Source organism: Thalassoroseus sp., assembly GCF_984380535.1.
On the sequence record NZ_CFHRBF010000039.1, the window covers coordinates 1 to 11,995 of the forward strand.

Here is an 11,995-nt window from a genome sequence, read left to right on the forward strand (position 1 = left end):
CTCTCCCCCAGGGAGAGGTCGAGCCGTAGGCTCGGGAGAGGGCATTCCGCCTACATCAACCCACGACGTTGCAATTCCGCGACGACGTTTTGCACGATCGCTCCGACTTCTGCCACGTCCGATGACTCCTCACCAAGCGGGCAACCGCCGATTGGCTCATCCGTAAATCCGTGCTCGGCGAGTTTACATTGCAGGGTGCGACTGAGCGTCGCGATGTCAGTGCGTTGTTCTTCCGCGAGTGGTTGGCGACCTTGCCCCATTTCGAAGCCTCGAAGTTGCACGGCCGCGCGGAATCCCTCGGGGAACTCGGCGGAGTAGATCATCGTGTCGAACAGTTCGACCAAGTCGTACTGCACTTCGCGGGCTTCGTCTAACCGGCCGGCTTGCGTGAGGTCGTAAAGTTTCCGTGTGATCTCCGGCACGACTCCACTCGATGCATTCGTGCCACCGTCGCAACCAACGAGCATCATCGGCATCAGGGCCGCATCCCAACCGGTCAGAAAACTGAACTCCGGACGGTTCGGGCGGACGGCTCGAATCATGCGGATCATGTGCGGCAAATCGCCGGAGGAATCTTTGATGGCAACGATCCGCTCGCATTCTTCGCTCAGCCGTTGCACCGTGGGCACGTCAATCGGTGAAGCGAACATGGGAATGTTGTAGAGCGTGACATCGATCGGCGTGTTGCGGCCGATTTCGTGAAAGTACGCATACACCGAAGCCGGGCTGAGCTTGTAATAAAACGGCGCCACAATCGCCACCGCTCGCACACCGAGACCGGCGTAGTACTCGCACGCTTTCAATGTTTCCTTGACGTTCGCTTCCGCCGCCCCGGCAAGAATCGGCACGCGACCGGCCGTTTGGTCGGCAATGATCGCCACGATCCTCTTGCGTTCCTCGAACGTGAACCGCGTGAACTCCCCGGTCGACCCGTTCGGATACAACCCATGCACGCCACGTTCGATCAACCAATCCACGTACCGCCGCAACTCGCGTTCGTTGATCTCGCCCCGCGGATTGTAAGGCACCAAATTCGGCGTAAAGATACCGGCAAGTCGTTGTTTCGTCATAGCTTTGATTCAACATGTAGGCTGGGTCACGACCCAGCATTTGCATCGGACTTCGTTGGGCAAAAAGCTGGGGCGCGACCCAGCCTACTTTTACTCATCTTCCCCAATTATATCATCCGAATCGGGGCGTTGTCCGGTGAAGCGGACGATTAGCCAGAGAACGACGGAACCGAGCGGCAAAGTCAGTAGGGGTGATACACGGAATGCAATCGGCACATAGCCGAAAATCAGCGAGACCGCTCCGACCGTGAGCGCGTACGGCATTTGTGTGCGGACGTGGGCGAGGTGATCACAACCGGCCGCCGCGGAGGAGAGTACCGTGGTGTCGGAGATCGGGGAGCAATGGTCACCGAAAATCGCACCGGCGAGAACCGCTCCGATGGTGGCCAGCAACAGTGGGTCGTCGGTTGTGACTGCGGTGGCGTCGACGGACAGCAGTTGCCATTGGACGGCGATCGCGAGTGGCATTAACAGGCCCATGGTCGCGAAGGAACTTCCGGTCGAAAAGGAAACCGCACCGGCGAGCAGAAAGATCACCATCGGCAACCACTCGGCGGCGAATCCGTCTCCGATCTGAGAAACCAGATAACCCGCCGTATTCAAACGGTTTTCGCTGCAGACTTCCGCAATCGCCCACGCCAACACCAACACGACAACGGCCGCCAACATCGACCGCATTCCCTTGATCGCCGCCCCGACGGACTCTTCCAGGTCGAGCGTTCTGGAAGCGACCGCAGTCAGTAGCCCGGAGACAACAGCCGCGAATGAGGCCAGTAACAATACGCGGGTCGAGTTGTCGGGGTCGATCACCATCCCCCAACCGACCGATGTCAGCAAAACAATTAACGGCACGATCGCATGTCGAAGTTGTCCGGACTCGTTTGATGTGAGCTCGCTGATTTTCGGCTGGCCATCACCGTCCCGCCATTTGTCGAATTCCGCGGTCCGCATGGTTCCGAAGTCGCGTCCCGTTTTCGCGATGATCCCGACAAAGACCAGCAATAAAATCGGGTAGAAGCGGTACGGAATGGTCGCGAGAAACAACGAATAGGCGTTGTCCGCGGATTCACCGATGCTCTCCAAACCGGCCCCGATCTGGGCGACTTCAAAGCCCACCCACGTAGAAACCACCGCTAGACCGGCAATCGGGGCAGCAGTGGCATCGACAAGAAAGGCCAACTTCTCCCGCGAAAATCGCAAGCGATCGGCCACCGGTCTCATTGTGCTGCCAACGAGCAGGGTGTTGGCGTAATCGTCAAAGAAAATCACCATTCCCAGCATCCACGTCAGCAATTGCCCATGTTCCCGACGAGTCGTGCGTCGCATGAGTTGATGGACCAATGCCCGCGTTCCACCGGTGGCCGACATCAACCCAATCATTCCGCCCAGCAACAGCGTGAACAGCACGATCTCAACGTGTAACGAGTCCGTCAGCGTGCTCACGAGTAGAGTATCTACCATTCGCAGCGGACCCACCGTCGCGGGAGTTGTGAGCAACGTCATCCCCACAAGAACGGCCACCGTGATCGCCGATATCACTTCCCGCCACCAAATTGCCAACACAATTGCGAGCAGTGGTGGAATAAGGCTCGCCCAACCCGGTCGATGCGGAACATACACCGAGACTTCGGGGGATTCGGCCGTCTCACGGATTGCGATCGTGTTGCCTTTGAGAAAGACGTATTGGTCCTGGGTGTGATCGGTGGTGAGAACGAGTTGGCCATGCTCGAACGCTGGCAACGGACGTGTCTCGCCGGACTGAACCCATTTCACGTCCGCAATCTGGGGAGAATCGTTGTACGTAATGTCGACATCACCGTCTTCGGTCAGTGCGGTAAACGTGATGGAATGGATCGGAATGCCGGTCAACTGCACGGACGGAGCGTCGATGCGAAACCGCGGGGGTTCGGCGGCGTGAGCCAACGAACCAGAGCAGACAACAATCCCGACGAGTACACGAACCGACCACGCTGGCAGACGTTCCATCTGCACGAAGCTCCTGGGAGTGACATCACAGAGCGAATTAAAATCGCATTGTGACTCACTCAGCGATCGTTGGCCAGTCGATGAGGAATCGACACCCGCCGGTTTCGACATCTACCACGACAATTCGCCCGCCGTGTTGCGTCACAATCCGCCAGGCTTTGGACAATCCGAAGCCCAGACCACGTCCCGCTTGACGACCGGAATAGAACGGATCGAACAGGTGGAGACGATCGGTCTCGGAGAGACCCGTGCCGGAATCAACGATTTCGAAGCGAACAAACGCCGGACGTTCCGATCGCGTGACGAGCGTGACCGAATTTCCCGACGAAGTCGCTTCTAACGCGTTTTGCAGCAGGGCAGAGATCGCGACAGCGAATTGCGTACGGTCGGCTGAAATTGTGAGCGACGGGATTGTCTCACAGGTGAAACCGACATGTTTGGCACGGAACCGAGATTCGTAAGGGCTGACAATCTCCGGCAGCACCGTTTCGATGTCGAGATTTTGTCGCTGCGGTTTCGGCGGACGGGCGAAGAGCATCGCATCGCCGATCATATCCCGAACTCGAAGCGCTTGAGCACCGATCGTGGCGAGTGAAGCCCGGCGATCAAGGTCGGTTTCTTCCGCGAGCAACAGATTCGCACGTCCGACAATGGTCGCAACCGGGTTATTGATTTCATGCCCGGCACCGGCGGCAAACTCCGCCATGGATTCGAGTTTAGAGTTCAACAATCGCTCGGCGATCGCAGCTTCCGTTTCCAGCCGTTCGAGAAGCATGTGTGTCGCTGGTTTGAGTTCTGGCGGTATCGTTTGGTCATCGACGCCACTGGCATACACCCGAAAACCAACCGGCGAACTCTCCTCGATTTGCAATTGAAACGACTCAGGCGATGCTCGGGTGATGCTCGTCGCCCAGGTGAGAATCGTCGCGAATTCGTCGTCAACCGGCATCGGCTGCTCGGCAAACGAGAAGTGTTCCGCGTTTTGAGAGTACACGTAGACGGGTTCGTGTGTGCGGAGTTGCCAACACACACATATCGCTTCGGCAGACGTGAACGCGAGCCAACCGGTCGCGACATGCCGAAGCGTGTGCTCGATGTTTCCGGGCGTCAAACCGTCCATCAGCCAAGTGGTGAGAGACGCGGGACCGTTGCCGTTCACTGCCCTGTCGTTGCTCCCTGTTGAGCGCAATCCGTGGACACCTCCGGCAGATCACTTGCGTGTCTCAACGACTCGACTAAGCGTGAACCGGTTCGATATCCAGCAGACGACACATTCGGCCGATGAGATGATCGGTTTCAAACGGTTTCTGCAAAAACTCGTCCGCACCGGCGGCTTTGAGGTCGGCAATTTTGTCTTGCTCGACCATCCCGCTGATGCAGATGATCCGCACGTCATCCAGCGACGAATCACTTCGGACTCGCTGGCAGACTTCCTTCCCGTTGATGTCGGGCAGCATCACGTCGAGCACGATAATGTCCGGGTGGTACTCTTTGACCATCATCCCGGCATCGAACCCATTGTTGGCCACGCGAACTTCGAAGCGTCCGTCGGCGTCGAGCACATCGCGGATCATTTCGACCAAATCCACGTCGTCGTCGACGAGCAAGGCCTTCCGTTTGCCACTTTCCAAGGCATCGGTGGGGATGCCGTTGTCTTTCATGAAGCGATAAAGAATATCGCGTGGAATCCGCCGGAACCGGGAGCCCGGCACACGGAACCCCTTGAGTTGGCCGGAATCGAAACACCGGATAATTGTTTGCTGGCTGACGTTGCAGATCTTGGCTGCTTCGCCTGTTGTGAAGACGGTCTTCATTCTGATCCATCCTTTGAATCGTGCGCTTGCCTAATGCAAGCGGTAGACGTACGACGTCCCGGTCCGCAAAGCCTCGAGTCCATCATGCACCGGAATCGCTTCGCGACCCGTCCGGACAACCACCCAGCATGGGAGCCGGCCAAATTCCTTGAAAATTCTCTAATTGACCCAGTTTGAGGATTCTAGAGCCATCTAACTTTCCCTGCTACCCCAAACCTTCCAGAATTAACACGATTCCAAATTGTATCTAAACTGCGAAATCGGTCAACAGGCATTTACCGCGTTAGTACACTTAGCTTTTGAAGCATCCGCAGACCGGTCTCGTTTTGTAAATCGCGATACCAACGGACTTTAGGCAATGCACGCGATTGACCTATTTTGCCAGGCTTGAACATGGGGGCTCGAAAAATCTTGCATTCGACACCCCAGAAAATTACGAAGAAAGACGGCTCGGCTGGTCCAAATAGATGAGAACGATGGCCAAATCCGCTGGCGTGATGCCACTGATGCGGCCGGCTTGCCCCATATTCTGCGGACGAACACGGCTCAATTTCTCGCGGGCCTCAGACCGCAGATTCGGAATCGCGGCGAAATCGAGGGTTTCCGGGATACGAAGTTTCTCGACCTTTTGTTGCTTTTGAATGTCCGCAGCTTGGCGACGGATATAACCGGCGTACTTGGTTTCGATCTGCACCTGTTCGGCCGCCCGACGGGTAATGTCCAACTCGCCGAGTTCAGGAGCCATTTCAACGAGATCATTCCAAGTGATTTCACTCCGTCGCAGCCACTCTTCGAGCGTTTTTCCTTGGTGACGAAGTTTCTCGATTTGTCCGGTTGCTCGCTGGATATCTGCTTCGTGACGTTCAAGTTGCAGCCAGCGTTCGTCGTCGACCAACCCAATCCGGCGGCCGAGCGGTGTGAGTCGACGGTCGGCATTGTCTTGTCGAAGGAGTAGCCGGTACTCGGCACGCGATGTGAACATGCGGTATGGTTCGTCGACACCTTTGGTAACGAGATCGTCAATCAATACACCCAAATAAGCTTGGCTGCGATCGAGAATGAACGGTGCAGCGTCCTGCAGTTTCAATGCGGCGTTGATACCGGCGATCAATCCTTGACCGGCGGCTTCCTCGTAACCGGTGGTGCCGTTGATCTGGCCAGCAAAGTACAAACCGTCCACGCGTTTGGTTTCGAGTGTCGGACGAAGTTGCGTGGGCGGAGCGAAATCGTATTCGACGGCGTACCCGTACCGCATGATCTCAGCATGTTCCAGGCCGGGAATTTCGTGGATCATGGCATCTTGCACGTCACGGGGTAGACTCGTGGAAATGCCGTTGCAGTAGTATTCGAGCGTGTTGTAGCCCTCGGGTTCGAGGAAAATCTGATGCTGCGTTTTGTCCGCGAATCGCACGACTTTATCTTCGATCGACGGGCAATACCGTGGGCCGGTGGATTGAATTTGTCCACAGTACATCGGGGCCCGATGGAGATTCGCCCGGATGAGTTCGTGCACCTTCTCGTTGGTGTAAGTGATGTGACACTCAAGTTGCGGCTGCGAGAGTGATTCGGTGAGGTACGAAAACGGTTGCGGATCGTCGTCGCCGGGTTGCCGTTCGCAGGCGGCAAAGTCGATGGTGCGACCGTTGATTCGGGCCGGTGTGCCGGTTTTGAAACGTTCGAGTTCGAAACCGAGTTCGCGGAACGAGTCGGAAAGTGTGCCGGTGGTGCCTTCACCGGCGCGACCGCCGCTGGCTTTCGCTTCACCGGTGTGCATGACGGCTTGCAGGAAAGTGCCGGTGGTGATGACGACCGCTCGCGTGCGATACACCGCATCACCCCGCACCTTCACCCCAGTGATTCGCGTGGTTTCGCCCACTTTCTCCGTCACCAAGCCTTCGACCATTTCCTGCCGAAGGGCAAGGTTGTCGGTTTGCTCGACGCGGTGTTTCATCGAGAACTGATAGGCTTTCTTATCCGCTTGGGCACGTGGCGAATGCATCGCCGGCCCTTTGGAGCGACCGAGCATGCGGAATTGCAGACCGGTTTCGTCGATAACGCGACCCATCTCGCCGCCGAGCGCATCGATTTCACGCACGATTTGGCCCTTCGCGACACCGCCAATCGCGGGGTTGCAACTCATTGCGCCGACGGTGTCGACATTCATCGTGAGTAGTGCCGTCTTCGCACCAATTCGCGCCGCAGCCAATGCCGCCTCGGTCCCGGCATGGCCGGCTCCGACGACGACGACATCAAAATCGTAGAAAGTTGTCATGTGTCTGTTGGGGATTGTGGGGTGTCTGTTGGTGACGATTCGCACGACAATCCAACGACAACCCGCCGTTTTCAAGAAATCCTAGCGACAGGGGGAACTTTGCCGCGTTGTTGACCATCGAAGGTTTAGCAACACGGTTGACTGACCTCTTTGTTACACAGCCGTTACCCGCGAGCGAATCATACTCGGTTAAACTTCCAAGTGTATCGAATTCCTGTGTTAAGGAGAAAGAGTCATGCTGACACGTCGATTAGTCGGATTGTTCACGGTTGCTGTGGGTGTTTTGACGGCGGGGTTCTTCGATCGCGTTGCGAACGCAAAAGAAAACGATGTACCGAAGATTCAGATGGCGATTCTCTTGGATCATTCCGGGAGCATGGGCGGGTTGATCAACCAAGCTCGCGAGCATCTGTGGAATGTGGTCAACGAGTTCGCGACGCTTCGACGTGACGGAAAACGGCCGCGGTTGGAAGTGGCTCTCTACAAATATGGCAACGCTGCTCCAGAACAGTTGGTGACGTTCACCGACGATCTAGATGCCGTCTCTGAGGCGTTGTTCGCGATTCAAATTCAGGGCGGCTCGGAATACTGCGGCTTGGTCATTCAAACGGCCGTCAATGAGTTGCAATGGTCCGATGACGAAGACGACATGAAGTGCATTTTCATCGCCGGGAACGAACCGTTCACACAAGGGCCGGTCAAATACGATTTCGCCTGCAAGGAAGCCATCAAAAAGGGAATCACCGTCAGCACGATTCACTGTGGCGACGAACGACAGGGCATCAATGGACGTTGGCAGCACGCGGCTTCGCTAGCGGACGGCAGTTATCTGACGATCAATCAAAACCGTGCGGTCGCTGTCATACCGGCCCCACAAGACGACAAAATTACGGCACTCAATGTGAAACTGAATGCGACTTACATTGCCTACGGTGCGGCTGACAAACGCAAGCAATTCACGGATAACCAGATTGCTCAAGACAACAACGCGATTCAATTGAACCTCAATGCAAATGCCAGTCGGGCATTGGCCAAATCGTCGGCGAACTACTTCTGTCATTGGGATTTAATCGATGGTTGTGCCCGTGGCACGATCAAACTCGAAGAGATCAAGAAGGACCAACTTCCCAAGGAATTGCAGAAGTTGTCGTTGAAAGAGTTGGAAGCGCACATCGAGAAACAGAAGACGGCCCGGAAAGAGATTCAGGAAAAAATCCGCGAACTAACCGACGCCCGCGATAAGTTCATTGCCGCCGAACGGAAGAAACAAGCGGAATCCGCCGAAGCACCGGACGACACCCTCGATCACGCCATTATCGAAGCCGTCCAAAAACAAGCCGTCAAAAAAGGGTACCGCGTGGAGAAGTAGCGTTCTGACGAACGATGATGTGATGAGGTCTCATGTGATGAGGCGTTACCAGGCCTGACATTCACATCATTAAACATGAAAGAGCGGGTGATGCTTGCATGGCATTGCCCGCTGTTTCATACTGCCGGGCATTGACGGTGAATTTAATCGATGGCCTTGCAGGAGCAAATCATGGCTGAAGTTCGTAGTGGCGCTGTTACGTTCAAGGGAAATCCGGTGGACTTGGCTGGTCCGGAGTTAAAAGTCGGCGATGCGGCTCCGGAATTTCAGTTGCAAAGCAACGGACTCGAGGAAGTCACATTGGCTGCCAGTGCCGGGAAACCGCGAATTATTGTGGTCGTGCCTTCACTGGACACTTCGGTTTGCAGCTTGGAAACGAAGAAGTTCAACGAAAAAGCAGCTAGCAACTCCGGTATTGAGGTTCTCGTCGTCAGCATGGATTTGCCGTTTGCTCAGAAACGTTGGTGCGGAGCGGAAGACGTGGAAAACGTGCAAACACTTTCTGCTCACCGTTGCACAGGGTTTGGCGAATCCTACGGCGTGCTGATTTCCGGCGGTGCCCTTGATCGAATTCTGTGTCGGGCGGTGTTCGTTGTCGATGGCTCCGGCAAACTGACGCATGTCGAGTACGTTTCGGAGATTGCCGAAGAACCGAATTACGAGGCCGCTTTTGCTGCTGCGAAGTAATTCGAGGGTTGCTTCCGATGGATACTGCTTCCGCGAGTCGTCGCCCGCAGGCCTATCAAATTTTCATGCTAGGCCTGTGTTTTTACGTCCTCGCTGCGCTGGCGGCGGAGGCGTGTTTTCAGCTCGATTCGGAAACGGAAGCCATTCTGCATTACGCGGACAACGTAATTTGCATCGCGTTTCTGCTCGACTTTACCTACAACCTGTACGCGGCCGAATCGAAGCTTGAATATATGAAGTGGGGCTGGATCGACTTGTTGTCCAGCATTCCGACTGTCGATTGGCTGCGTTGGGGGCGAACCGCCCGTATCATCCGCGCGTTGCGATTGCTGCGTGCCGTCCGCTCGACGCGTTTGATCGCCACCCACATCTTGAAACGCCGAGCCGAAGGTGCATTCAGCGCGGCTGCGTTAGTGTCGATTCTGCTGATTATCTTTTCCAGCATCGCGATCTTGCACGTTGAGACGCTCGAATCATCGAACATCCATACGCCTGAGGAAGCGTTGTGGTGGTCGTTTGTTACGATGACCACCGTTGGCTACGGCGATTTCTATCCCGTGACAACTGCGGGACGAATCATTGCAGTTGGTTTGATGGTCGCTGGTGTCGGGTTGTTCGGAACCTTCACCGGGTTCGTCGGTTCGTGGTTCATTGTGCCCGAAGCCGAGGAACAAGAACACGAACTCGCCGCTTTACACGCGGAATTGGCCACTATCCGTCGACAACTTGATCAGATCTTGGCGAATGGGGCGACGATGCAATCATCCCCAACTAGTCAACCGCCGGTTTCCGATCCACCGAAATGATCGCGCGGTGACCATCTCACCGGCAAATCGGCCGACATTTCCGCTCGGCACATTCTTTGCACCCTACGGAACCAAAAATCAACGTGGTTCAACAGGGTACAAGATGCAATGATCCATACCACTTGGAAAATTCTGAAGCGAACTGCCACGGAGTTCTCGAACGACGATTGCATGAGCAGTGGTGCGGCGATCGCCTATTACACAATCTTTTCACTACCCCCGCTGCTCGTCATTGTGCTCATGGCCGCCACAGCGATGGGGATTCCAGCCGAGCGAATTGATCAGATCGTCCGCGATCAACTTGGAATTCCCACGGATTCTCTCGTGGCATCAGATTCCGAAGCCGACCAATCCCAGGAAGCATCCGAGACGGACGAGGCCAAGAAAAAGAAGTCGGATGAAGAATCTGACAAGAAATCCGATCGGTTAATCGGTCTCGACAAAACCCAAGCAGCAATGGAAGGCCCGTTTGCCAGTCTAGGAATGATCTCGCGACTCCTCGGCATCGGGATCTTACTGTTCTCTGCAACCGGTGTGCTCTCTCAACTTCAATTCGCGTTGAACAAGGCTTGGGGAGTGGCACCGGATCCTGAGCAGGGGGGCATTATGAACTTTGTCCTCAAACGTCTGTTATCGTTCGGCATGGTCGTCGTGATTGCGTTTCTGTTGTTGGTTTCCTTCGTATTGACGACGCTCGTCGACGAGTTCATGGGAGTGATTGAGGGCGTGACACCCAGCGGCATTGCCTGGGTCACGACCATCGTGCTGCACACCGTCGTGACATTAATTGTGGTCACGTTTCTATTCGCTTCGATGTTCAAAATCCTGCCAGACGCCAAGATGGCCTGGAAAGATCTATGGTTGGGAGCCGGGGTGACGGCGTTTTTGTTCGTGCTCGGCAAATCGCTCATTGGGATGTACCTGCAGAACTCCCAAGTCGCAGGGACCTGGGGTAGTACAGCGGCATCTATGGTGTTGATTCTGGTCTGGGTCTATTACTCGTCTCTGATTGTGCTACTCGGTGCCGAGTTCACCCAGTGCTATGCCGATATTGTGGGAGACGGGATGAAGCCGATTCGAGGAGCCGTCCGCACCGTGCGTCAAAAGCAGTACCTCCGCGGCACGGCGTAAACCAATACGAACCAATGCAACAAGGCAAAAAAAGGCCCCGGAAAGTTCCGGGGCCTTTTTCATGACAATATGATTTTATGTCAATTCGGGTTCTTGCCTTCGGTTGCTTGCATCATCCAAAGATGTTCTTCGAAAGTCTCACTGAGACCGATCAATAGGTCCTCAGTCACTGCATCCGGTTCAGCGACCTTCTTCTGACCGTCCCGAAGACTCTGGCACACGACGGCCAATGCATCGCACACTTGGCTGACAGCCTCGGAAACTTCGATGAACTTCTTCGGGAACTTGGGCAACTTGGATTTCTCTGCCACCGTCGAGACTCGCCCATCCGGTGCCACGCCAAGTTGATCCATTCGTTCTGCCACTGCGTCCGAGCCCTCTCGAGCGGCGTCGACCAGCTCATCAAGCTTCTCATGAACCGGCAAAAAGTTCGGGCCGTACAAATTCCAGTGTGCCTGCTTGCCAAGCAGTGACAGGTCAATCAGGTTGACCAATACACTCTGCAAGGCATCGCCGACGACTTTAGCGTCTTCAGGACTCAGTATCTGACGCTTCCACATATTTCTGCTCCAATCGTTTGATCAGTTTAAACGGATTGTCAACAGCCGTCTGACAATAACGCGGCTGCGCAAGTCTGTACTATTGTAGATTTGTCAGTCGCGAAGGCAAGAAGACGGTCCATCCGAACAGAACGAAACCCTTCGCACACAGTGGCTTCGTCAGGCAGATGGATGTTCGCGTGTATCAAAGATTGCGTTGTGACGTGAATACGGGCTTTGGTTACGGCAATAAGTGCGCTATTGATGACACTTCTCGCTAATCGCCACCTTGGTTTGGTTGTCAAGTTGCGGTTTCGAGCT

The 11,995-nt window shown here is 55.3% G+C and carries 10 protein-coding genes; 4 read left to right on the top strand and 6 right to left on the bottom strand.

The genetic code is table 11. The annotated features are described in order from the left end of the window. Positions 1-50: 50 nt before the first annotated feature. From AC5DDB_RS29635 to mnmG, 5 genes are all read right to left on the bottom strand, one after another. Positions 51-1,070, bottom strand: coding sequence for a dihydrodipicolinate synthase family protein (locus AC5DDB_RS29635; protein ID WP_491743387.1), 1,020 nt, complete (start codon positions 1,068-1,070; stop codon positions 51-53). 90 nt (positions 1,071-1,160) lie between these two features. Next, positions 1,161-3,056: a Na+/H+ antiporter NhaC family protein gene (locus AC5DDB_RS29640; RefSeq protein ID WP_491743388.1), complete on the bottom strand. Its 1,896-nt coding sequence runs from the start codon at positions 3,054-3,056 to the stop codon at positions 1,161-1,163. Positions 3,057-3,111: 55 nt separating this feature from the next. After that, complete coding sequence (locus AC5DDB_RS29645) at positions 3,112-4,215, bottom strand: sensor histidine kinase (protein WP_491743389.1); 1,104 nt, start codon at positions 4,213-4,215, stop codon at positions 3,112-3,114. Positions 4,216-4,291: 76 nt separating this feature from the next. Continuing rightward, complete coding sequence (locus AC5DDB_RS29650) at positions 4,292-4,870, bottom strand: response regulator (RefSeq protein ID WP_166830699.1); 579 nt, start codon at positions 4,868-4,870, stop codon at positions 4,292-4,294. Between the two features lie 433 nt (positions 4,871-5,303). After that, positions 5,304-7,142, bottom strand: coding sequence for a tRNA uridine-5-carboxymethylaminomethyl(34) synthesis enzyme MnmG (mnmG, locus tag AC5DDB_RS29655; protein ID WP_491743390.1), 1,839 nt, complete (start codon positions 7,140-7,142; stop codon positions 5,304-5,306). A gap of 235 nt (positions 7,143-7,377) precedes the next feature. On the opposite strand from mnmG, the gene AC5DDB_RS29660 reads away from it, so the two are divergent. The 4 genes from AC5DDB_RS29660 (at position 7,378) to AC5DDB_RS29675 (ending at position 11,135) form a co-directional block, all read left to right on the top strand. Then, the gene (locus AC5DDB_RS29660; RefSeq protein ID WP_491743391.1) at positions 7,378-8,511 is read left to right on the top strand and encodes a vWA domain-containing protein; all 1,134 of its coding nucleotides are present in this window, start codon (positions 7,378-7,380) and stop codon (positions 8,509-8,511) included. A gap of 171 nt (positions 8,512-8,682) precedes the next feature. Beyond that, positions 8,683-9,198, top strand: a complete 516-nt coding sequence (gene tpx / locus AC5DDB_RS29665) for a thiol peroxidase (RefSeq protein ID WP_491743392.1) — start codon at positions 8,683-8,685, stop codon at positions 9,196-9,198. Positions 9,199-9,215: 17 nt separating this feature from the next. Then, the gene (locus AC5DDB_RS29670; protein ID WP_491743393.1) at positions 9,216-10,004 is read left to right on the top strand and encodes an ion transporter; all 789 of its coding nucleotides are present in this window, start codon (positions 9,216-9,218) and stop codon (positions 10,002-10,004) included. A gap of 108 nt (positions 10,005-10,112) precedes the next feature. Further along, complete coding sequence (locus AC5DDB_RS29675) at positions 10,113-11,135, top strand: YihY/virulence factor BrkB family protein (RefSeq protein WP_491743394.1); 1,023 nt, start codon at positions 10,113-10,115, stop codon at positions 11,133-11,135. Between the two features lie 80 nt (positions 11,136-11,215). Here AC5DDB_RS29675 and AC5DDB_RS29680 read toward each other — a convergent pair whose 3' ends face one another. Continuing rightward, a complete protein-coding gene (locus AC5DDB_RS29680) occupies positions 11,216-11,695 on the bottom strand; it encodes a Dps family protein (protein ID WP_491743395.1) in 480 nt (159 codons plus the stop codon). Between the last annotated feature and the right edge of the window lie 300 nt (positions 11,696-11,995).